The sequence below is a fragment of the Caballeronia concitans genome, from assembly GCF_001544615.1.
In the GTDB taxonomy this organism is placed as follows: domain Bacteria; phylum Pseudomonadota; class Gammaproteobacteria; order Burkholderiales; family Burkholderiaceae; genus Caballeronia; species Caballeronia concitans.
Map to the genome: position 1 here is coordinate 565,761 of NZ_FCNV02000003.1, position 23,292 is coordinate 589,052.

Annotated in this window: 18 protein-coding genes; 9 read left to right on the forward strand and 9 right to left on the reverse strand. The window is 64.9% G+C overall.

Annotated features, from left to right (window positions below):
• The first annotated feature begins 53 nt into the window (after window positions 1-53).
• Complete coding sequence (locus AWB72_RS12220; protein WP_040051040.1) at window positions 54-593, forward strand: hemerythrin domain-containing protein; 540 nt, start codon at window positions 54-56, stop codon at window positions 591-593.
• A gap of 81 nt (window positions 594-674) precedes the next feature.
• Window positions 675-1,421 carry a 2OG-Fe(II) oxygenase gene (locus tag AWB72_RS12225; protein WP_052449941.1) on the forward strand — a complete coding sequence of 249 codons (747 nt, stop codon included), beginning with the start codon at window positions 675-677 and terminating at the stop codon, window positions 1,419-1,421.
• Between the two features lie 23 nt (window positions 1,422-1,444).
• Here the strand turns inward: AWB72_RS12225 and ribA are convergent, their stop codons facing one another.
• A complete protein-coding gene (ribA, locus tag AWB72_RS12230) occupies window positions 1,445-2,113 on the reverse strand; it encodes a GTP cyclohydrolase II (protein ID WP_040051041.1) in 669 nt (222 codons plus the stop codon).
• A 137-nt stretch (window positions 2,114-2,250) separates the two neighbouring features.
• Window positions 2,251-2,946 carry an NADPH-dependent F420 reductase gene (locus AWB72_RS12235; RefSeq protein ID WP_040051068.1) on the reverse strand — a complete coding sequence of 232 codons (696 nt, stop codon included), beginning with the start codon at window positions 2,944-2,946 and terminating at the stop codon, window positions 2,251-2,253.
• A 198-nt stretch (window positions 2,947-3,144) separates the two neighbouring features.
• Between AWB72_RS12235 and ahpC the strand changes: the two genes are divergently transcribed.
• Both ahpC and ahpF read left to right on the forward strand, forming a co-directional pair.
• Window positions 3,145-3,708 (forward strand): alkyl hydroperoxide reductase subunit C, encoded by a 564-nt coding sequence (ahpC, locus tag AWB72_RS12240; protein WP_040051042.1) that lies wholly within the window; start codon window positions 3,145-3,147, stop codon window positions 3,706-3,708.
• A gap of 146 nt (window positions 3,709-3,854) precedes the next feature.
• A complete protein-coding gene (gene ahpF, locus AWB72_RS12245; protein WP_040051043.1) occupies window positions 3,855-5,429 on the forward strand; it encodes an alkyl hydroperoxide reductase subunit F in 1,575 nt (524 codons plus the stop codon).
• 72 nt (window positions 5,430-5,501) lie between these two features.
• On the opposite strand, the gene AWB72_RS12250 is transcribed toward ahpF, so the two are convergent.
• Window positions 5,502-6,731 (reverse strand): sensor histidine kinase, encoded by a 1,230-nt coding sequence (locus tag AWB72_RS12250; protein WP_040051044.1) that lies wholly within the window; start codon window positions 6,729-6,731, stop codon window positions 5,502-5,504.
• Between the two features lie 293 nt (window positions 6,732-7,024).
• Here AWB72_RS12250 and tam point away from each other — a divergent pair, with 293 nt between their 5' ends.
• A complete protein-coding gene (tam, locus tag AWB72_RS12255; protein WP_040051045.1) occupies window positions 7,025-7,801 on the forward strand; it encodes a trans-aconitate 2-methyltransferase in 777 nt (258 codons plus the stop codon).
• A gap of 7 nt (window positions 7,802-7,808) precedes the next feature.
• Here the strand turns inward: tam and AWB72_RS12260 are convergent, their stop codons facing one another.
• Window positions 7,809-8,744, reverse strand: a complete 936-nt coding sequence (locus tag AWB72_RS12260; RefSeq protein ID WP_040051069.1) for a LysR family transcriptional regulator — start codon at window positions 8,742-8,744, stop codon at window positions 7,809-7,811.
• Window positions 8,745-8,892: 148 nt separating this feature from the next.
• Between AWB72_RS12260 and AWB72_RS12265 the strand changes: the two genes are divergently transcribed.
• The 3 genes from AWB72_RS12265 (at window position 8,893) to AWB72_RS12275 (ending at window position 14,342) form a co-directional block, all read left to right on the forward strand.
• On the forward strand, window positions 8,893-10,476 hold the full coding sequence (locus AWB72_RS12265; RefSeq protein WP_040051070.1) for an aldehyde dehydrogenase (NADP(+)): 1,584 nt from the start codon (window positions 8,893-8,895) through the stop codon (window positions 10,474-10,476).
• Window positions 10,477-11,075: 599 nt separating this feature from the next.
• Window positions 11,076-13,100, forward strand: coding sequence for a hypothetical protein (locus AWB72_RS28895; RefSeq protein WP_087128076.1), 2,025 nt, complete (start codon window positions 11,076-11,078; stop codon window positions 13,098-13,100).
• A gap of 105 nt (window positions 13,101-13,205) precedes the next feature.
• Window positions 13,206-14,342 (forward strand): TAXI family TRAP transporter solute-binding subunit, encoded by a 1,137-nt coding sequence (locus AWB72_RS12275; RefSeq protein ID WP_040049572.1) that lies wholly within the window; start codon window positions 13,206-13,208, stop codon window positions 14,340-14,342.
• A 9-nt stretch (window positions 14,343-14,351) separates the two neighbouring features.
• Here the strand turns inward: AWB72_RS12275 and pdxR are convergent, their stop codons facing one another.
• From pdxR to AWB72_RS12290, 3 genes are all read right to left on the reverse strand, one after another.
• Entirely contained in the window at window positions 14,352-15,803 is a 1,452-nt protein-coding gene (gene pdxR / locus AWB72_RS12280; RefSeq protein ID WP_040049571.1) for a MocR-like pyridoxine biosynthesis transcription factor PdxR, read from the reverse strand.
• Window positions 15,804-15,923: 120 nt separating this feature from the next.
• Window positions 15,924-16,187 (reverse strand): winged helix-turn-helix domain-containing protein, encoded by a 264-nt coding sequence (locus AWB72_RS12285; protein ID WP_040049570.1) that lies wholly within the window; start codon window positions 16,185-16,187, stop codon window positions 15,924-15,926.
• 2 nt (window positions 16,188-16,189) lie between these two features.
• Entirely contained in the window at window positions 16,190-17,629 is a 1,440-nt protein-coding gene (locus tag AWB72_RS12290) for an aminotransferase-like domain-containing protein (RefSeq protein ID WP_040049569.1), read from the reverse strand.
• A gap of 149 nt (window positions 17,630-17,778) precedes the next feature.
• Here AWB72_RS12290 and AWB72_RS12295 point away from each other — a divergent pair, with 149 nt between their 5' ends.
• Window positions 17,779-20,091: an FdhF/YdeP family oxidoreductase gene (locus AWB72_RS12295; RefSeq protein WP_040049579.1), complete on the forward strand. Its 2,313-nt coding sequence runs from the start codon at window positions 17,779-17,781 to the stop codon at window positions 20,089-20,091.
• Here the strand turns inward: AWB72_RS12295 and AWB72_RS12300 are convergent.
• Entirely contained in the window at window positions 20,009-20,416 is a 408-nt protein-coding gene (locus AWB72_RS12300; protein WP_159459362.1) for a hypothetical protein, read from the reverse strand. The genes AWB72_RS12295 and AWB72_RS12300 overlap by 83 nt on opposite strands.
• Window positions 20,417-20,513: 97 nt before the next feature.
• Window positions 20,514-23,249: an MGH1-like glycoside hydrolase domain-containing protein gene (locus tag AWB72_RS12305; protein WP_040049578.1), complete on the reverse strand. Its 2,736-nt coding sequence runs from the start codon at window positions 23,247-23,249 to the stop codon at window positions 20,514-20,516.
• Window positions 23,250-23,292: the final 43 nt, after the last annotated feature.

The window sequence follows — 23,292 nt, forward strand, 5'->3', positions numbered from 1 at the left end:
ACCCCCAAAAAGCTGCGGCGACTGAAGCCCGGCCACACATAAGGAGAAGCCACATGTCCACCACCGCGCAAGCTTCGCAACAGCCGCAAACCGGCGACGCGCTCGAAATCCTCATGGCCGATCATCGCGCGGTCGAGCAGCTTTTCGACGCCTTCGATCGCGCGCCGAAAGACGATCTCGAACGCAAGTCCACGCTCGTGCAACGTGCATGCGAACTGCTGACGATCCACGCGATCATCGAGGAAGAGCTGCTTTATCCGGCCGCGCGCGAGGCGTTCGGCAAGGACGACGAGAAAATCGATGTAGAAGAAGCCTATGTCGAACACTTTCTCGTGAAGACGCTGATCGAGAAATTCACGCAATTGCGCGCGGGCGACGAAGGCTTCGATGCGACCTTCCGCGTGCTGAAGGAAAACGTCACGCATCACGTCGAAGAAGAAGAATCGGAGCTGTTCAAGGAAATCCGCAAGACGGGCATCGATCTCGCCAAGCTCGGCGAAAAGATCGAAGCGCGCAAGACGGAACTCCAGAACCGCATCACCCAGACCGCGACCGGGCAGAAGTCGACGACGAACAAGGCGGCGGTGCACTGAATTGCAACGCAAGACCCGGAGTGCGTGAGCCGCGCTTCCCGCGCACAGTGAGGGCAAGGCTCACGCTCATCCGGAGAATTCATGAAAGCGATTGAACACGCGCTCGCTCACGATGCGGGCGCGGATATCGTCGAACGCATCGACGCGCTCGACTGGGCGGATATCGAAACGCAACTGGGCGCGCAGGGATCGGCGACGGCGCCGGGCCTGCTGTCGCGCGACGAATGCGCGGCGCTCGCCGCTTCGTACGACGACGACGCGCTGTTTCGCAGCCGCGTGGTGATGGAGCGGTATAGCTTCGGCCGCGGCGAGTACAAGTATTTCGCGTATCCGCTGCCCGCGCTGCTCGACGGCGTGCGCGGCGCGGCTTATCCGCATCTCGCGCCGATCGCCAATCGATGGAACGAGGCGATGGGCATCGACACGCGCTTTCCGCGCGATCACGCGGCGTTCATCGAGCGATGCCATCGCGCGGGGCAGACGCGCCCGACACCCTTGCTTCTGCGCTACGTCCCCGGCGATTTCAACTGCCTGCATCAGGATTTATACGGCGAACACGTCTTTCCCATCCAGATGGCGATTCTGCTTTCCGCGCCGGGCCGCGACTTCACGGGCGGCGAATTCGCGATGACGGAACAGCGGCCGCGCATGCAGTCGCGCGTGGAAGTGGTGCCGCTTTCCCAGGGCGATGCGGTGTTTTTCGCCGTGCATCAGCGGCCGGTGAACGGCACGCGCGGGGTGTATCGGGTGAACATGCGGCATGGCGTGAGCCGGCTGCGTTCCGGAAAACGCCATATGCTCGGCGTGATCTTTCACGATGCACGCTGAGCGCCGCTCGTTCGCTCGTTCGCTTACTCGTTCTCTTCGAAGTAATGTCCGAACCGCGCCTGCTTCGTCTTGATGTAACGCTCGTTCTCCTCGCGCATCGGAATGGCAAGCGCCACGCGCTCGCTCACCGGAATGTCGTGACGAAGCAGCGTGTCGAACTTCGACGGGTTATTGCTCATCAGCCGCACCGATTTCACGTTCATCGCACGCAGGATGGCGGCGGCTGAATCGTATTCGCGGGCGTCGTCGGGGAGGCCGAGGTGCAGGTTCGCATCGACAGTATCGAGTCCCTGCTCCTGCAGCGCGTAAGCGCGGATCTTGTTCGCGAGTCCGATGCCGCGCCCCTCGTGCCCGCGCAAATACAGCAGAATTCCGCGATTTTCAGCCGCGATATAGCGCAGCGCCAGGTCGAGCTGTTCGCCGCAATCGCAGCGATACGAGCCGAATACGTCGCCGGTCACGCATTCGGAATGCAGACGCGTGAGCACGGATTCGCCGTTGCTCACGTCGCCCATCACGAACGCGATGTGCTCCACATCCGTTTCCTTCACGCGATACACATACGAGCCGAAGGTGCCGTAGCGCGTCGGAATGGTGGCGGTCGCGACCAGTTCGACATCCGCGAGTGCGGCGCATTCGCCGAAGCGGTGATCAGTGTGCTGCTCGTCAAGCGTGGGAGAAACGGTTTTCATAGATCAATCAGCGAGTCCATTGCGCCGGGTTAGGCCTGGCACTTCATGGTAAAGCCCATCGGGAAAGTTTGCAGATTGTCGCACGGCACGCGTCTGCTTTACCCGTTGACTCGCTGATGCTCGGCTAATACTCCGGATCACGCCGGATTCTCGAACGTGCCGGGGCTGCTGTCGGTTGCGCGCCATGCAGGCTTGCGCACCGGATCGGCCTTCTGGAGCGCCGCGCGCAGTCCGTCGGCGTCCAGATCGGCGGTATAGACCGGCGTGGCCGGCTGCTGACGCCAGGAATCGTCGATCTCGCCGGCATCGACCGCATCGAAGCCGATTTCATCGATCAGCTTCATCACCACGCTCTTCGCGCGATGATCGTCGCCCGCGACCGGCAGCGCGATGCGCCCCGCCGTGCCCTTGGGCTTGCCGTTCTTGCGCAGATGCGCCGCGTAGATATTGTTGAACGCCTTGACCACCGGACGGCCGATCTGCTGCTCCACCCAGCGGCTCTCCGGCATGCCCTTCTCGATTGCCTCGATGCGCCCGTCGCGCTGCTGCGGATAGTAGTTGCCGGTATCGACGACAACGACATTCGCCGGCACGCCCGCGAACAGATCCTTCGGCAAGCCGGGAACCTTGGCCTCGGGAATCGTCACGACGACGACTTCCGCGCCCTTGACCGCCTCGCGCGCCTCGACCGCTTTCGCGCCCGTCGTGCGCTCGATGTCGCGCAGCGAATCAGGTCCGCGCGAGTTCGCGATGCTGACGTCGTGCCCGCACTGCGTGAAGCGTTCCGCGAGAACCTGTCCGATGTTGCCCGCTCCAACGATGCCGATCTTCATGAAAGCCTCCAGGAAATGTGCTTCCGCGTGACGTCGCAAGGCGGGTGCCTCGTCGAAGGAATGCGAGGGACAACCCGACGAAATCGACGTCATAGTCCAGATCAATTACAATGATAAAATCAATCCATTTTGATGGTTTGATAGTTTTAGTTCATACTTCATTCACTTCTTCAACACCACTCCAAGAGGAATCTGGTAATGCCGATCATCAACAGCCAAGTCAAGCCGTTCAAAGCAACCGCCTATCACAACGGCGACTTCGTGACCGTCACCGACGAAACCCTGAAGGGCAAGTGGTCCGTGTTCGTGTTCTACCCGGCCGACTTCACGTTCGTTTGCCCGACCGAACTGGGCGATCTGGCTGACCGTTACGACGAATTCAAGAAGCTTGGCGTCGAGATCTACGGCGTGTCGACCGATACGCACTTCACGCACAAGGCATGGCACGACACGTCGGACACCATCAGCAAGATCAAGTATCCGATGATCGGCGATCCGACGCTCGCGATCTCGCGCAACTTCGACGTGCTGATCGAGGAAGAAGGTCTGGCCCTGCGCGGCACGTTCGTGATCAACCCGGAAGGCGAGATCAAGCTGTGCGAAATCCACGACAACGGCATCGGCCGTGACGCGGGCGAACTTCTGCGCAAGGTGCAGGCTGCGCAATACGTCGCGTCGCACCCGGGCGAAGTCTGCCCCGCCAAGTGGACGCCGGGCGCTGAAACGCTGACCCCGTCGCTCGACCTCATCGGCAAGATCTAAGCCTCGGTTTTCACAACGAGCGCATCAAACTCGCCGCAACTCTCGCGGCGGGTTCACTCCCTACGGCTTCGGTCCGGCGCTTTTTGCGCCGCGCCGGAGCACGTCGGGACACACGCAAAGAACAACGTCACGGAACGGACAACGCCATGCTGGACGCCAACCTCAAGAATCAGTTGAAAGCCTATCTGGAAAAGGTCACCCGGCCGATCGAGCTCGTCGCCTTCCTCGACGACAGCGACAAGTCGCGTGAGCTCAAGAGCCTGCTCGACGAAATCGCTTCGCTGTCCCCGCGGATCAGCGTCGTCGAGAAAGGAGATGCCGGCGCGCGCCGTCCGTCGTTCACCATCGGCGAGCCGGGCAAGGCGGCGAACATCCAGTTCGCGGGCATCCCGATGGGCCACGAATTCACGTCGCTCGTGCTGGCGCTGCTGCAAACCGGCGGTCATCCGATCAAGCTCGACGACGCGACCATCGAGCAGATTCGCAATCTCGACGGCGACTATCAGTTCGAAACCTATTTCTCGCTCTCGTGCCAGAACTGCCCGGAAGTCGTGCAGGCGCTGAACGTGATGGCGATCATCAATCCGCGCATCAAGCACGTCGCGATCGACGGCGCGCTGTTCCAGGGCGAAGTCGAAGAACGCCAGGTCATGGCCGTGCCGACGATGTTCCTGAACGGTGAAAGCTTCGGCCAGGGCCGCAGCGGCGTGAAGGAAATTCTCGCGAAGCTGGACACCGGTTCGGCCGCTCGCGCCGCCAAGGAACTGGAGAAGAAGCCGGTGTTCGACGTGCTGATCGTCGGCGGCGGGCCTGCCGGCGCGGCGGCGGCGATCTACTCGGCGCGCAAGGGCATTGCCACGGGCGTCGTCGCGGAACGCTTCGGCGGCCAGGTGCTCGACACGATGGCGATCGAAAACTTCATCTCCGTGCAGGAAACCGAAGGACCGAAGTTCGCGACCGCGCTCGAACAGCACGTGAAGAGCTACGAAGTCGACGTGATGGACGTGCAGCGCGCCGACAAGCTGATCCCGGGCCGCGTGAACGAAGTGCATCTGGCGAGCGGCGCGGTGCTGAAGGCGAAGACCATCATTCTCGCGACCGGCGCGCGCTGGCGTGAAATCAACGTGCCGGGCGAGCGCGAATATCGCGGGCGCGGCGTGGCGTATTGCCCGCACTGCGACGGCCCGCTCTTCAAGGGCAAGCGCGTCGCGGTCATCGGCGGCGGCAATTCGGGCGTCGAAGCGGCGATCGATCTCGCGGGCGTCGTTGCGGCGGTGACGCTGATCGAATTCGGCGCGGAACTGCGTGCCGATGCCGTCCTGCAGAAGAAGTTGCGCAGCCTGCCGAACGTGACCATCGTGACGAGCGCGCAGACGACGGAAATCACCGGCGACGGCAAGAAGGTCGACGGCCTGAGCTACACCGACCGCGTGAACGGTGAAAGCCATCGCGTGGAACTGGAAGGCGTGTTCGTGCAGATCGGCCTCGTGCCGAACACCGAATGGCTGAAGGGCACGGTGGAGTTGTCGAAGCACGGCGAGATCGTCGTCGATGCGAAGGGCGCGACGTCGGTGCCGGGCGTGTTCGCGGCCGGCGACGTGACCACCGTGCCGTTCAAGCAGATCGTGATCGCGGTGGGCGAAGGCGCGAAGGCATCGCTCGGTGCGTTCGATCACCTGATCCGCGCGTCGGTGGAAGAGGAAGAAGCCGTGGCCGCGTAAGCGTGGTCGTAGAGCGTCAAAAGGAAGGCGAACGGAGCGATCCGTTCGCCTTTTTCCATTTCCGATGCTGAATCAGGCCGCGTTCGGCGCCTTCGGCTCCAGCACGAGCGGAAACGTGACTTCGAACACGCTGCCGTGCCCTTTCGTCGATTCGAAGCGCAATTCGCCGTCTAGCGTGCGCGTGAGTTCCTTGACGATCGCGAGGCCCAGGCCCGCGCCGGGGATGTCGTCGGCGGCGGCGCGCTCGAATTCCTCGAACACGCGCTCCTGATCCGCCTCGCCGATGCCCATGCCCGTATCCGCGACGCGCAGACGCCAGCGGTCATCCGGCGCGGCGGCGATGGCGAGCACGATCTCGCCCGACGCCGTGTACTTGATCGCGTTCGACAGCAGATTCAGCGCGACCTGCTTCACCTTCAGCCGGTTCGACACCACCGCGCCGAGGTCCGCGTCCAGATGCCCGACGAGCTTGAGGCCCTTCGCTTCCGCCGCGATGCGCGACGACTGCATCAGCTCGTCGAAGAGACCGACGAGATCGAAGGATTCGACGGTCAGAATCGAATCGTCACCGAGAATCTTCGAGTATTCGACCATTTCATCGACGAGCGTCGCCATGTCGCTGATCTGACGGTTCGCGAGCGCGAGCGCCGTGTCGCGCTTGGCGGGCGAACGCGTCGCGAGTTGCAGCGCCGTCGAGAAGACGTTCAGGAAGTTGCGCAGGTCGTGCGCCACGCGGCGCGTGATCTGCATGCGTGTTTCGTAAAGCTCGCTGATGAGCTTCTGACGCAGCGTCAGTTCGTAATTCGCGTGCTCCAGCATGCCGGTGTAGTCGTCGATCTTGCGATCGCGCTCTGTCACGGCTTCGCGGATGGACGTCAGCGTGACGAAGCTCACCACTTCGTCGATCGTGAGCCGCGCGTAGTCCTCGTCGGCGCGCGAGAGGTCCCCGTGCGTCGCGGCATAGTCGCTGATGGCCGAGGTCAGCACTTGCCGGAACACGTCCAGCTCGCGCACCAGTTCGTCGATGCGATAACCCTGCTGCCAGCGCCATTGTCCGTGGCGCCGCGCGTCGGATTCGAGCGCGCGTTCGCTTTCGCCCGGATTGCGCGTTTCCAGCACGGCGCAGATTTCCTCCAGGACATTCGGCAGATGATCCGCAAGCTGCCGGTACGTGAGCTGGTCGGAATGCTGAACTTCGGCATCGCCGAACACGAGGTTCATCCATCGTTCGGTCAGTTCTGTCTGCTGGGCGCGCAGCGTGGCCACGAGACCGTACAGGCCGCCTGCAGGGGTGTCGCTCATGTGCGATTTTCCGATTGCTGCGCGCTCTCGAAAGCACGCAAGAAGCTGTTGGACGTGCGGCCTGTGTCGAGCATTGCCGGTCGATTCGACCGCTCGCCGCTCCGGACACCACGGCAGTATAGGCCGATGCGTTGTCACAAAGCGCTAATCCGACCATCCCTTTCGGACATTGTTTTGCATTCCCGGCGATTCCGGTAAGTTTTGCTATCGCGCGTCTCGAGCGAAGTGCGTCGCGACTCGCGCGTGCGGCACAATCATGCTTCTTTACGGCAATCGTCGGAGCAAGAGCAAACATGACCACATCTGCCAGCTGGAACGCGAAGCAATACAGTCTCTTCGAAGCGGAACGCACGCGCCCCGTGCGCGATCTGCTCAACGGCGCGCAAGGCGGCGAGATCCGCGCGGCGGTCGATCTCGGCTGCGGTCCCGGCAATTCCACCGAGTTGCTCGCGGCGTGTGCGCCGAGTGCGCGCATCGTGGGTATCGACAATTCGCAGGACATGATCGATGCCGCGCGAAGGCGGCTGCCGCAGGTCGATTTCGAACTCGCGGATATCGCCGCGTGGGACGCAGCCGGTCCTTACGATCTGATTCTCGCCAACGCGTCGCTGCAATGGGTGACGGGTCACGACACGCTGCTGCCGCGCCTCGCCGGCAAACTCGCGCCCGGCGGACGGCTCGCCATCCAGATGCCCGACAACCTGGACGAACCCGCCCACACGTTGCTGCGCGAAGTCGCGGCGCAGGACCCGTGGCGCGACCGGCTCGCAGGCACGGAACGCACGGGGCGGCATCCGGCCGCGTGGTACTACGCGCTGCTGAAGCCGCATTGCGCGCGCGTCGATGTGTGGCGGACCACGTATCACCATGCGCTCGAAGGCGGCATCGATGCCGTCGTCGAATGGTTCAAGGGCAGCGCGCTGCGGCCGTTCCTCGCGAAGCTCGACGATTCCGAACAGCGCGCGTTTCTCGACCGCTACCGTTCCGCGCTGGCCTCCGCATACACCGTTCTCGACGACGGCTCCGTGCTGCTGCCGTTCCCGCGCCTGTTCATCGTCGCGACGCGCTGACGTCCGTTCACTGCGGCCGGCCGGTTTCGCGCAGCATCTGCACGAACTGCCGCGCCGCCGGCGAGAGTGCGCCGCCCTTTCGCGTGACGATGCCGTACGTCTGCGATTTCGAGTTCATCCGCACCGGCAGCACGCGCAACATGCCGTGCCGCTCGAACACGCGCGCGACGCTCGCGGGAAGGATCGAGACCAGCTCGGGGCTTTCCTGCAGCAGCGTCACGGTGACGAACGGCGACGCCGTCGAAATGGGATTCGCGGGCATCGGCAGGCCGGCGAGATCGAGTTCGCGTTCGAGCAGCGCGCTCATCGGCAGATAGCTCGGATACGTCACCCAGCGATGATTCGCCAGTTCCGCGAAGCCGATCTCGCCCGCAGCCGGTTCCGCATGCCCTTGCCCGACCACGATGCACAACGGCTCGTCCGTCAGCGGCTGATACTGATATTTCGACGGCTGATCCGACACGCTCGCGCGCCCGATCACCAGATCGACGCGGCCGTCGTCCAGCATGCCGAGCATGTTGGCGCTCGTGTCCTCGATGATCTCGATGGCAAGGTCCGGATGCCGCGCGTGCATCTCGTTGACGATCGGCGCGACGACGCCCGGCACCGCGCCCATGATCGTGCCGACCGAGAGCCGCCCGCCCGTGCCCGCGCGAATCTGCGCGAATTCCTGGCACAACGCGTTGAGATCGGCGGCGAGCACGCGCGCGTAGCGAATCACGCAGCGTCCGAACGGATTCGGAATCAGCCCGCTTTTCGCGCGCTCGAAAAGCGGCGCTTCCAGCATCGATTCAAGTTCGGCGAGCGCCTTGCTCGCGGCGGATTGCGTCATGGCCATCGCGCTCGACGCCTTGTGCAGCGACTTGTGCTCATCGAGCGCGATCAACAATTGAAGCTGCTTCATGCGCAGCCGCGACATCAGGACATCGAGTGAATTCTTGATCATGCGAAGCCGCCAGGTGATTCCAAAAAGCGATCATGCGATGGAAACCTTTCACTATACAGCGGCGCGCGGCGAGCCGTATAGTCGGCGCAGCGCCACGCTCGTCACCCGGGCGTCGCGATCCATTTCACAAGAAGGACGAGACACCATGCAACTCACAGGCAATCTGCTCATCGGCCAGCAATCCGTGCACGGCTCGAACGGCTCCATCAAGGCAGTCAACGCCTCGACGGGCGCGGCCATCGAACCGGCTTTCGGCGGCGCGACGCTCGCCGACCTCGACCGCGCGTGCGCGCTCGCCTGGTCCGCATTCGACGTGTACCGCGAAACCGCGCCGGAAGCGCGCGCGAAGTTCCTGGAGGCGATCGCGCAGAACATTCTCGATATCGGCGACGACCTGATCGAGCGCTGCATGCAGGAAAGCGGTTTGCCGCGTCCGCGTCTCGAAGGCGAGCGCGGCCGCACGGTCGGCCAGCTTCGCATGTTCGCCGATGTGGTGCGCAACGGCGATTACCTCGGCGTGCGCATCGACCCGGCGCAGCCCGAGCGCAAGCCGATGCCGCGCGTGGATCTGCGTCTGCGTTATATCGGCCTCGGTCCGGTCGCGGTGTTCGGCGCGAGCAATTTCCCGCTGGCGTTCTCCGTCGCGGGCGGCGATACGGCGTCGGCGCTGGCGGCGGGCTGCCCGGTCATCGTGAAAGCGCACTCGGCGCATCCCGGCACGGCGGAACTCGTCGGCCGCGCGGTGCAGAAGGCCGTGAAGGATTGCGGCATGCCCGAAGGCACGTTCTCGCTGCTGTTCGATAGCGGCCGCGATATCGGCCAGGGTCTCGTCAAGGACAACCGCATCAAGGCGGCTGGTTTCACGGGTTCGCGCGGCGGCGGCACGGCGCTGATGAAGCTCGCGGCGGCGCGCACCGAACCGATTCCGGTCTATGCGGAAATGAGCAGCATCAACCCGGTCCTGCTGTTCCCGAATGCGCTGAAGAATCGTGGCGAGGCCATCGGCAAGGCATTCGTGCAATCGCTCGTGCTCGGCGCGGGCCAGTTCTGCACGAACCCCGGCCTCGTGCTGGCCGTCGACGGTCCCGATCTCGATGCGTTCATCGCGGCGGCATCGGCGGCGCTGAAGGAAACCGGCGCGCAGACCATGCTCACGCCGGGCATCCACAAGACGTACGAAGGCGCGGTCGAAAAAGCCGCTTCGCACGCCGACGTGACGACCGCCGCGCGCGGCCTCGAAGCGAAGAGCGGCCATCAGGGCCAGTCTGCGCTCTTCGTGACGACCGCCGATGCGTTCCGCAAGAATCACGAGCTGCAAGAGGAGATTTTCGGCGCGTCGTCGCTGATCGTGCGCTGCCCGGATCTCGCGTCGATGCGTGAGCTGATCGAATCGCTCGAAGGCCAGTTGACGGCGGCGCTGCATATCGACGAAGCCGATTACGCCGAAGCGCGCAGCTTCCTGCCCGCGCTCGAGCGCCGCACCGGCCGCATTCTGGTGAACGGCTTCGGCACCGGCGTGGAAGTGGGTCATGCGATGGTTCACGGCGGCCCGTATCCGTCGACGGCGGATGGCCGTTCGACGTCCGTCGGCAGCCTCGCGATCGACCGCTTCCTGCGTCCGGTGAGCTATCAGGATCTGCCGGAAGCGCTGCTGCCCGACGCGATCAAGAACGACAATCCGCTTTCGCTGAACCGCCGTATCGACGGCAAGCTGCAACTGGCGAGCTGATCGCGTTATTGTCTCGTTGCACGAGGACGCCCCTTCGCGGGGCGTCTTTTTTTGCCGCTCGCCCGCCGATATTTGTTTCGGCACCCTAACTATCTGCCATCAAGCGCACCGCGCCGCCGGACGGAAAAACCACACTCGTTTCGCGCCGTAAGCGCTTTTGCATCAGTGGGTTATCGAGCGGCCATCCGGCCTTGTCGTTTATCGGCTAAAGAATGGCGTCTCAAAACCGCCGCCCCGCGCAAAATGTCGCAAACAGTGAGAGTGAGGCTGGTGGCATGCGCATTGCCCGAAATGGGCTGCGACCGCAATCATCCGGCGCTTTCGCACCATTTTGGCCGCTTGCCGCGCGCTTCCACGGCGCGATGCGAGCACCGCACAAAACGCGCCATCGTTAGCATCCAGGCGCCGGGCACTAGGTGCGAAACGCAATTGACGTCCGGAAATGGTTGAACCATATTCGGATTTCGCTTCCCGCGAGCGAGCTTTCGCGCGGGAAAACAATACGAAGGATTGCTGCCGCGGCCCGTCCTGCGTCCGACACGTTCGACGCGCGAGGCCCGCCGCCACGTTATCGCCTACGTCCTTCGAGGGCTTTTAGCATGACCACGCGTTTGACGTTTCCCGCTTCCATGTTTTCCGTCGTCTGCCAGCGGTGCGGCAGCACGATGCGCAAGAGCGCCGACAGTTGCCCCAACTGCGGCGCCGACCGCAGCGCGGCTTTCGGCCATCGACGCGGCGCGGTGGAACCCCGGCTGCGCGGGAGCATGTTCGAGCAACAGTCGTCGACGCCGCTCGCCTCGGCATCCGCGGCGGCTTCCGGTCCGATCGAAACCGGCGACGACGAAGACACCGGCGCGGCCTGGGCCGGACGCTGGGACCCGAAACGCGCGAGCGAGCGCATTGCGCAGCGGGCGGCCGAGCATCGCGCGAAACGGGTCGAGGAATCCGCGCGCAACGCCTACGCCGATCCGAGCAACGATTCCGACGCCCTGCCCGGTTCCGCCAATTGGGACCGTAAGAAGACGATCGCCGCAGGCGCATGCGCGGTGGCGATCGTGGCGGGCGCGGCCATCTATCTGCATCGCGGCTCGGACGACCAACCCACGCCTGCCGCCGATATCAGCGCGTCCGGCGCGATCGATCCGAAACTCGGCGCGATCGGCCGCGGCGCAACCGATGCGCCCGCCGAGTCCGTCGTGCTTTCACCTTCCATCACGCCCGCCGCGCCCAGCGCGCAAACCCAGAACGCGCAGCAGGACAGCACCCGTTCGCTTGCGCCCGGCGATCCGCTGCAAGACATCCGGGCGGCGCTGGATCGGCGCGATCTGACAACAGCGCGAGCGCGCATGAAGGCGCTGCCCGCGCAGCAGCAGACGCGCCCCGAATTCGATGCGCTGAAGGACGAACTCTCCAACCGCGAGCTTCAACGCGACGCCGCGCTCCAGCTCGCGCGCGCGTGCGAACGGACGTCCGCCTGGGCGTGCGTGCAGCAAAACGCGGCCGAAGCGCTCGCGCTCGACGGCAGCAACGGCGAATCGCAGGCAATGCTCGAACGCGTCATCACGCACGCCGGCTGGCTCGCCGCGAATGCGCAAGGCGCGAAGAAGGGCGCGGCGCCCGCGGACAACTCGGCGAATCCGGCTGCCGCGACGGGCGCTGTCGCGGTAGCGCCGGCTCCGGTTCCCGTACCGTCCCCGGCTCCCGCGCAGGCAAACGTTGCATCGACGGCGCCTGCTGCTCCGGTGGCACAGGCTCAGGCGCAGGCAGCTCAAGCGGCCGCCGCCGCAGCGAAGCCCACTTTGGACAAGCACGCGACGCAACGCGCCCAGAACGCCACCGCCGCCGCAGCGGCCGCGCGCCAGGCCGCGCTCGACGACGCGCGTGCGGAAACCGGCTATCTGTCGCGCGCGGAGAAGATCGCGCGTGCTCAGGCCGCGACGAACGCCGTCGTGGCCGCGACGATCCTCCAGCCGACGCCCTCGTTCGCTTCGATGCCCGCCGTGACATCGAGCGTGCCGGCGAAGCCCGCAACGGCCGTCGAATCGCCCGCGCCTGCGCCCGCACCCGCACCCGCACCCGCACCGAAGCCCGCGCCCGCCGCCACCGCTGCAGCGCCGAGCAACGGCATGTACGTCGCGCCGAGCGCGCAAAGCGGTCAGAGCGACATGTACGTTGCGCCGAGCGCCCCGACCGACATGTACGTCGCGCCCGCCGCGCCGACGAGCAACGGCATGTACGTCGCGCCGACGCCGCGCGCAGCGCCCGCGCCGTCGCCGGCCCCGGCGCCCGCTCAGCGCGCGGCGCCCGCCGGCGCACAATCGTCCGCGCCGCCCGTCGCCATGCAAACGGCGCAGCCCGCCGTCGTGCAACCGGTGGTCTCGCATGCGCCGGCGGTCCGCCCCGTGACCGCCGCGCCGTCCAGCGCCGTCGCCGCCACGCTCGCGCCGACCACGCCCGTCGCTGCCGCCGCCAGTCCGGCGACACGACCGGCGACACGTCCGGCGAGCGTGGGTGGATCGAACATGACGGCGCGCTTCGACGCGGACAAGTCCGACGACGTCGAACGCGCGATCAAGCAATACGGCTGGAGCAGTGGAGACACGACGCCAAAGCCATCGCGCTGACCGCCCCGCCCGATTCCCACGCATCACGCATGTCGCATTACGCGCGGTGCAGCCGCATCGCGCGCGTTTCGAAGAACCCGCCCAAACTCGACTAAAGGGTCAATCATGGTCTCGACCAGTTTCATGCGCAATGCCGCGCGGGGCGCGCTCGCCCTGTGCGCCGTCATCGGGCTCGCCGGCGCGGCGACTTCCAGTTATGCCGATCCCGTGCCGTACAAGATCACCACGGGCCAGGAACGCGGCACGTATATCCAGATCGGCCAGGACTTGTCGAAGTACGTCGCGGAGCCGGCCGGGATCGATCTTGAAGTGCTGCCCTCGAAGGGATCGGCGGAAAACGTGCAGCGCATGCGCTACGAACCCGGCGTGAAGTTCGCGCTGGTGCAGTCGGACGTGTATCAGGCATATCTCGACATGGCGAGCTCCGGCAACGCCGAAGCGGGCCGGATCATCCAGCCGCTGCGCCTCATCATGCCGCTCTATGACGAGGAGATTTACTTCGTCGTGCGCTCGGATTCGCCGCTCAAGACCATCAACGAGATCAAGGGCAAGAACATCAGCGTCGGACCGATTGGCAGCGGCACGGCGCAATCGGCTGAGACGCTGTATCGGCTGATGTTCGGCGAGCCGATTGCCGATGCCAACGAGCAGCACCTGAGCAACGAAGACGCGCTCGCCAAGCTGATCGTGCGCAAGATCGATGTCGCGGTGATCGTCGCGGGCCAGCCGGCCAAGCTCTTTCAGGACATGAATCCGGAACTGCTGCAGCAGATCAAGCTGCTGCGCCTCGATCCGTCCGCGCCCGAAACCGCCAAGGCGAAGCAGACGTACTTCCCGGCGACCATCCGCACGACGAGCTATCCGAACTGGATTCAGGAAGACACGCCGACGCTCACGGTGAAGGCGTTCCTCGTCACGTACGACTACGGCTTGCGCGGCACGGTCGGCGCGCTGTCGAAATTCGCGGATTCGCTCTGCGCGAACTTCGACACGCTGCAGGCGAGCGGGCATCCGAAGTGGAAGCAGGTGCGTCTCGACCTGCCGCCGCTCACGCGCGGCTGGAAATACTATCCGCCGATGGAAAAGCGCTTGCGCCAGTGCATCGCGCGGCGCACGGCGGAAGCGAAATCGCAAGGCTCGGCGCAGACCGTTTCCGCGCATGGCACGGACGCTGCCGCGCCGAAGAAGAAATCGACGTGCACGAGCCAGGAAAAGCTGCTGCTCCTGTGCGGCGACCAGTAACGCGCATCGTCACCGCGATAGCTGCGGCATGAGCGCAGCGAGGCGCGTCATGCCGCGCTCGATCGTCTGCGCGCTCGTGCCGCCGTATCCGAACAGCATGCCTTGCTCGACGGCATCGCCCGCATAAAAGGGGCGGATGCCGTACAGCCCGACCGACGCCTCGCGCGCCGCCGCCACGACGCGCTCCTCGCGCCATCTTTTGCGCAGCCGCGCGACCAGATGGATGCCGGCCATCGCGGGAAGCGGCTCGAACCAGGGCGCGAGATCGCCCGTCAGCCGGTCGAGCAAGGTCGCGCGCCGCTCGGCATACGTCTTGTGCATGCGGCGCAGATGCTTCGCGTATTCGCCGTCGAGCATGAACGCGCCGAGCGCGGTCTGCGTCAGCATGCAGCTATGGCAATCCGCGATGCGCTTCGCGTTCCAGAGCGGCTCGCGAAGCGTCGCGGGCGGCACGACATAGCCTATGCGCAGATCGGGAAACAGCGTCTTCGAGAACGTGCCGACATACGCGACCAGCCCCGCGCGATCCAGACTTTTCAGCGATTCGACCGGCCGCCCTTCGAAGCGGAATTCGCCGTCGTAATCGTCCTCGACGATCACCGCGCCGCGCTTGCCCGCCCATTCGAGCAATTCGACGCGCCGGTCGAGACTCATCGGCATGCCGAGCGGAAACTGATGCGACGGCGTCACGTAGACGAGCCGCGCATTGCGCGGCAGCTTGCCGACCACCATGCCCTCGCCATCCACCGGCACATGCGCGATGCGCGCGCCCAGTGCCGAGAACAGCGCCCGCGCGGGCGGATAACCCGGCTCTTCGACCGCGACGATATCGCCCGGCTGGATGACCACGCGCGCGAGCAGATCGAGCGCCTGCTGCGCGCCTTGCGTCACGACGACGTCCTGCCAGTTGCACGCCACCGCGCGGCTGAAGCCGAGATAACGCGCGATGCCGAGCCGCAGTTCCTGCTCGCCCGCCGGATCGCGATACGACGCCACGCCGCCGCCCGCGCGCGCCTGCGTGCGCAGCGCCTGATTGACGCATCGGCGCCAGGCGTCGAAGGGAAAGAGCGTTTTATCGGTGACGCCGCCCTTGAAATCGCAGTCGAGCGTGATGCCCGCGGGCGGCATCGGCATGACCATGCGCTCGGGCATCTTGCGCCAGATGCCGGCGGCCCGTGCGCGCGCCGACGCCGGCTCGGGCCGCGCGCCGGGCAGCCGCGCGAGGCCATCGGCGACGAAGGTGCCGTCGCCCGCGCGCGTGCGCAGAAAGCCTTCCGCAATGAGACGGTCGAATACTTCGAGCGTCGTTTTGCGGGAGACGCCGAGCTGCGCGGCGAGTTCGCGCGTGGACGGCAGGCGCAGGTTCGCGGCGAGCCGTCCTTCGATGATGCCGGCGCGAAGCTGGCCGTAGATCTGGCCGGTCAGGTCGCGTCGGCCGTGCAGGGTGATGTGGATGTCCAACGTGGTGGCGATGTGGTTAGGAAAACGGTGGCCATTCCTCGCGCAGCGTTTCGCGCCAGGGACCGAAGACGTCGCGCGGTTCATCGGGCTGTGCGTCGGGGGCGTTAGGTGAAGGCGACGTCATTGTTCCCCTCCAAACACCGCCTCGCACAGCGTCACCCCGCCGGCCGTCAGCGCAGCCGATCCGGCGCCCTCTTCGCTCAATTGCACGTCCACGAGCCCCGCGTCCGCCAGCGCGGTCAGGTGCCGGCGCAGCCCGCTCATCGGCAAACCGGACTGCTTCGCCAGCTTCGCAAGCGACCACGCGCGCCCCGGCGTCTCCTGCTTCGCGCGCCAAAGCTGCTCGAGAATGGCGACGAGCGCCGGATCGATGTCATCGTTCATATTCAAGTCTCCCTTGCGCGGGCGTCGAGTTCGCCGACGAGCTGCCCGAGCCGTTGCAGCGCCGCCTCGCTCTGCGGCGTCCACGGATAGCTGTAATTGAGGCGGATGAAATGGCTGAATGCATTGCGCGTCGAGAACATATAGCCCGGCCCGACCGTGATGCCTTCCGCCAGCGCCGCACGATACAGCAGCATGGAATCCACACGCTCCGGCAGTTCCACCCACAGCACATAGCCGCCCTGCGGCGCGGACGTGCGCGTGCCGGCGGGAAAGAACCGTTCGACCATCGCCATCATGATGCGCGACTGCTGCTTATACAGCTTGCGCACGCGCCGCAGATGCCGGTCGTAGCCGTCCTGACGCAGATAATCGGCGACGGCGACTTGCGGCACCGATGGCGTCGTCAGCGTGTTGAGGAACTTCAGCTTTTCGACTTGCGCGCGATAACGCCCCGGCATCGCCCAGCCGATGCGATACGACGCCGTCAGGCTCTTCGAAAACGACGCGCAATGCAGCACGAGGCCTTTCGTATCGAAGTTCTTGAGCGTCGAGGGCCGCGCGTCGCCGAAATGAAGCTCGTGATAGACATCGTTTTCGATGACGGGAATGTCGTGCATCGAAAGCAGGTCCACGAGCCGGCGCTTGCGCTCATCCGGCATCTGAAAGCCGAGCGGGTTCTGAAAATTCGGCATCACCATGCACGCCGCAATCTTTCCCTCGCCGATGATCTGCGCGAGCGCGTCGATGTCGATGCCATCGGCGGGATGCGTCGGCACTTCGATCGCGCGCATGCCGAGACGCTCGATGGCGTGAAGCATCGCGTAGAACGTCGGCGATTCGACGGCGACCGTATCGCCCGGCTTCGCGACGGCTTGCAGGCTCAGGTTGATCGCCTCCGTCGCGCCGACCGTGATGACGATCTCGCCGGGATCGACCGGCACGCCGTTTTCCGCATATCGCCGCGCGATCTGGCGAATGAGTTCGGGATTGCCGGGCGGCAGGTCGTCGATCAGATTCCAGCTCGCATGCCGCCGCGCGATGGCGTTCGCGTACTGGTTGATGCGCCGCCACGGGAACGGCTCGGTATCCGGATACGGCGATCCGAACGGCACGGCGCCGTGCGCGCGAATGCTGCGCAACGTGGAAAGCACGAGGCGGCTCACGTCCACTTCCGACGCCACCGCCATCGCGCCCGCCACGCCGCCCCGCTCGCCGCGCGCCTCGCCGGAACGTGGTTTCGCGCGCACGAAATAGCCGGATTGCGGACGCGTCTCCAGAATGCCGCGGCTCTCCAGCAGCGCGTACGCATGCAGCACCGTCTTGATGCTCACGCCGTGCTGCTGGCTCGCCTGCCGCACCGACGCGATCCGCTCGCCCGCCGTGAACACGCCGCGTCGCACGGCGGCTTCGATTTCATCGGCAAGTTGTTCGTAGAGCTTCACGGGCTTTGACGTTTGACGTTCGACAAACCGCAGTCTAGGGCAAATCGACGCAACTGTATCCCTCGCATTTCGCGTTTTCTGTGCGCCGCGCGCGATTCGGGACACAGTACGCTGTGAGCCATCGAATGACCACGCTGGCCGCATCCATCATGAAGAAGCCCGAACCGCGCATCGAACCGTACCATCACCCCGCCGCCGGATGGGGGGCGCTGAAACAGGTCGCCATCAACCTCGTGAAGGAAAAGGTGTCGGGCGGTAACTACCGCACGCTTTTCAAGCAGAATCAGCCGGACGGCTTCGATTGCCCCGGCTGCGCGTGGCCGGACCGGCAACATGCGTCGACGTTCGAATTCTGCGAAAACGGCGTGAAAGCGGTCGCCGCCGAAGCCACGGCCAAGCGCGTGACGCCTGCGTTTTTCGAGAAGCACACGGTGTCGGCGCTGATGGCGCAGTCGGATTACGAACTGGAGCAGCACGGCCGTCTCACCGATCCGCTCGTCTACGACGCGAAGCGCGACCGCTACGTGCCGATCGAATGGGATGCCGCGTTCGAGCTGATCGCGTCGCATCTCAAGAAGCTCGACGATCCGGATCGCGCCGCGTTCTATACGTCGGGCCGCGCGAGCAACGAAGCCGCGTTTCTCTACCAGTTGTTCGTGCGCATGTACGGCACGAACAACTTCCCCGATTGCTCGAACATGTGCCATGAAGCGACGAGCCGCGGCTTGCCGCATACGGTCGGCATCGGCAAGGGCACGGTCACGCTCGACGACTTCGAGCATGCCGACACGCTTCTGCTCTTCGGCCAGAATCCGGCGACGAACCATCCTCGCATGCTCGGCGAATTGCGCGATTGCGCGAAGCGCGGCGCGACGATCGTCTCGATCAATCCGCTCAAGGAACGCGGTCTGGAGCGCTTCGCCAGCCCGCAGCACACGCTCGACATGTTGTCGCCGAAGGGCGTGAAGATCAGCTCCGTGTTCATCCGGCCGAAAGTCGGCGGCGACTTCGCGCTCATCAAGGGCGTCGCGAAGCGCGTGATCGAACTCGACGACGCCGCGCTTATCGCGGGCGGCGAGCGCGTGATCGATGTCGATTTCATCGCGCAACATACGGTCGGCTTCGACGCGTTCGCCGCCGATCTGCGCGCGGAAAGCTGGGACGCGATCGTCGCGGAATCAGGCTCGCCGATGGACGACATCCTCCAGCTCGCCGACATCTACGCGAAGGGCCGCGCCGTCATCGCGACGTGGGGCATGGGCCTCACGCAGCACAAGAACTCCGTGCCGACGGTGCAGCTGCTCTCCAACCTGATGATGATGCGCGGGAACATCGGGCGGCGCGGCGCGGGCCTCTGCCCGGTGCGCGGACATTCGAACGTGCAGGGCGACCGCACGGTCGGCATCGAAGAGAAGCCGACGCAGGCGTTTCTCGACCGCCTCGCCGCAGCCTACGACTTCGAGCCGCCGCGCGAGCACGGCTACGACGTCGTCGAGACCATTCACGCGATGCTCGAAGGCCGCGTGAAGGTGTTCATCGGCCTGGGGGGAAATTTCTCGATCGCCACGCCCGACACCCCACGCACCTGGGAAGCGATGCGTTCATGCGATCTCACGGTCCACATCACGACGAAGCTGAACCGCAGCCACCTCGTGCATGGCCGCGACGCGCTGATCCTCCCGACGCTCGGCCGCACCGAAATCGACATGCAGAACGGCGTGGCGCAAGGCGTGAGCGTTGAAGATTCGATGAGCATGGTGCACATCTCGTACGGCATGAACAAGCCGGCGTCGCCGAATCTGCTGAGCGAAGTGGCGATCGTCGCGCGCATGGCGCACGCGACGCTCGGCAGCGCGAAGGTCGACTGGCTCGCGCATGCGAACGACTACGCGCTGATCCGCGACGGCATCGAGAAAGTCATCGACGGCTTCGAGAACTACAACGAGCGCCTGAAGACGCCGGGCGGCTTTCATCTCGGCGTGGCGTCGCGGGATCGCGTGTGGATGACGCCGAGCGGCAAGGCGCAGTTCATCGTGCACGCCATCGCCGTGGACACGCCGATTCATCGCGCCCGCGCGCTGCACGGCGAGCGCCTGCTGACGCTGATGACCACGCGCTCGCACGATCAGTACAACACGACGATCTACGGTCTCGACGACCGCTATCGCGGCGTGTATGGCCAGCGCCACGTGCTGTTCGCGAATGCCGAGGACATCGACATGCTCGGTTTCGAGCCGGGCGAACGCGTCGATATCACGAGCGTATGGGATGACGGCGTGGAGCGCCGCGTGGAAGGGTTCACGCTGGTGGAGTACGACATTCCGCGCGGTTGTCTCGGCGCGTACTATCCGGAGACGAATCCGCTCGTGCCGCTTTCGTCTATCGCGGATGGCGCCGGTACGCCGACATCGAAGTCCATTCCCGTGTTGTTGCGTTCTGCCAGCCGAGCCATTGCGGCCTGAGGCCGTGCTTCAGCGCGGATTTGTGAAGCGCCTGATGACGCGCCCGTGAGCGCGCATTCAGGCGGCGTTCGAGCGCGGCGGCGCCGCAGAAGAAACGATCGATGGCCGCGCCGAGCGCCGCAAGAATGCCGACGCACGCCATCCATCCGAACGCCATGTTGTCGAAAGTGGAAGATACCCACACGCCGCCCGCCGTTGCCGCGAGAAACACCAGCATGACGAGCCCGAACGGCGGCGTGTCTTCGTGCTCCGTGCGGCGACCGGCGCGGCGCGCGCCCGCTGCGTTGCATCGTTCCGACCCGTAGATTCCTGCCATTGCGTCCACTTTGTTCTCTCCAAGCCGCTAAAAGTGCGTGGTTCGCAAAGTTACGAAGATGAAGAGCACAGTGGTATCAGATCTGTCCGAACGTTTCGTTCGACGCTTACTTCACGCCGGCGAACTCCTGAATCTCGGCATCGGCTTCCCCCGCGAGCGGCACGACGCCCGAGGGCCCCATCGCGCGGGGCTGCAACAACAGCGCGACCAGCCCGCTCCATCCGGTCTGATGCGACGCCCCCACGCCGCGTCCGTTGTCGCCGTGAAAATATTCGTGGAAGAGCACGAGATCGCGCGAACGCGGATCGGCCTGTAACAGCGGATACGCCGCCATCACAGGCCGCTCGCCGTTCTTGTCGAGCAAAAAAAGCGTGGTCACGCGGCGCGTGAGTTCATCGGCGATCTGCGCAAGCGAAAACTTCTGCCCCGATCCGGTCGGATACTCGACGCGAAACTCGTCGCCGTAATAGCGGTGGAATTCGAGGATCGATTCGATCAGCAGATAGTTCACCGGCATCCACACCGGCCCGCGCCAGTTGGAGTTGCCGCCGAACACGCGCGACGTGGATTCGCCCGGCTGATACCGCACGCAAAAGCTCTCGCTGTTGTGATAGAAGACGAACGGCTGGTCGAGATGAACGCGCGAGAGCGCACGCACGCCGTGGTCGGAGAGAAACTCGGTCTCGTCGAGCATGCGCTTGAGCAGCGCTTTCATGCGATGCCCGCGCAACAGCGAGAGCAGCACGCTATTGCCCTTCCCCGCGACGTTCCATCGCGACACGAGCCGCGACAAATCCGGCCGATGATCGAGAAACCAGTGCAGCCGGTCGCGCAGGCCGGGCAGCGAGCCATGCACGCCCGGCTCCAGCACGTGAACGGCGAAGAACGGAATGAGGCCGACGATGGAGCGTACGCGCATGGGCACGCTGGAGCCGTCGGGCAGGCGCAGCTTGTCGTAGAAGAACTCGTCCTCGCTGTCCCAGAGGCCCGTGTCGCAGCCGTCCTCGCAACTCACGGCTTCCGCGATATACAGGAAGTGCTCGAAGAACTTCACCGCGATATCGATGAACACCTTGTTCGCATACGCCAGTTCGAGCGCGATGCGCATGAGGTCGAGCGCATACGCGGCCATCCACGCGGTGCCGTCGGCCTGATCGATGTGACCGCCCGTCGGCAACGGCGACGAGCGATCGAAGATGCCGACGTTATCGAGCCCGAGAAAACCGCCCTGAAAGATGTTGCGCCCATCGGCGTCCTTGCGGTTGACCCACCACGAAAAGTTGAGCAGCAGCTTGTGGAACACGAGCTCCAGAAAGTCGCGGTCGCCGACGCCCGTGATCGCGCGATCAATCTCGTACACGCGCCACGTCGCCCATGCATGAACGGGCGGGTTCGCATCGCCGAAAGCCCATTCGTACGCGGGCAACTGGCCGTTCGGATGCTGATAGCGGTCCTTCACGAGCAACAACAACTGGCGCTTGGCGAACTCGGGATCGATCAGCGCGAACGCCGCCGCATGGAACGCGAGATCCCACGACGCGTACCACGGATACTCCCACTTGTCCGGCATCGATACGATGTCCGCGTTGCACAGATGCCGCCAGTCGTAGTTGCGTCCGAAGCGGCGCTGTTTCGGCGGCTTGGGCTGGAGCGGATCGCCGTCGAGCCAGCGCGTCACGTCGAACTGGTAGTACTGCTTCGACCACAGCATGCCCGCGAGCGCCTGCCGCTGCACGAGCCGCTGATCCGCATCGGCGATGTCGTGCTGAAGCGCGCCGTAGAACTCGTCCGCTTCCGCGATGCGCCGCGCGAACAAGGCGTCGGCGTCTAACGGAGCAGCGTCGGGCTCGGATTCGGGACGCCAGCGCAGATAGACCGTCGCCTTCGCATGCGCCGCGAGTTCGAGATGAAAGCGAGCTGCCGCGCGCGTGCCGGCATCGCGGCGAATCGCGCTTTCATCGCCGTGAACGATGTAGTCGTTGAAGCCGTCCTTGAACGTGCCCGCGCCTTCCATGTGGTAAAGGCGCTTCACGTTGGTCTCGTTCTCGCAGAATATCCATTCGGCATCCTGAAGATTCGGCGACCATGCGGTGACGACCATCGGCTCGTGGCCCATGTGTTCGGCGGCGACATACGTCGCGCCCTGCACCGTTTCGCGCCTGAGCGACGGCTTGATCGGCGTCGGCTTCCACGACCACGTGTTGCGCGCCCAGATCTGCGGCAGCGCGTCGATGGCGGCGGCGCGGTCCGAACGATTCTCGATCGTCGCGCGCATCACGATATCGTCCTGCGTGTGCTTCGCGTATTCCACCTGCACGTCGAAGTAGCGCTCGTCGTCGAAAGCGCCGGTGTCGAGCACTTCGTACTCGGGCATGTCCGCGCCGCGCCGCGCGTTTTCATCGACGAGATCGGCGTAAGGAAACGCCACATGCGGGTACTTGTACAGCATGCGCATATAGGAATGCGTGGGCGTGCCGTCGACGTAAAAGTACAGCTCCTTCACGTCCTCGCCGTGATTGCCTTCCTGATTCGTGAGGCCGAAGAGCCGTTCCTTCAGGATCGGATCGCGCCCGTTCCACAGCGCAAGCGAGATGCACCAGTTGAGCTTGTCGTCGCCGAAGCCGGCGATGCCGTCCTCGCCCCAGCGATACGCCCTGCTGCGCGCATGATCGTGCGGAAAGTACTCCCACGCGGTGCCGAACTCGCTGTAATCTTCGCGCACGGTGCCCCACTGGCGCTCGCTGAGATATGGCCCCCAGCGCTGCCAGCGCGGGCATTCGCCGGAATGCAGCCGCGAGCCTTCAACGGTATCGATCTGATTGACGGTGCGCGTCCTGTTCATGGGCGTCTCCTCGTCGCGACTTTCGAAAATGCCCAATTTACCG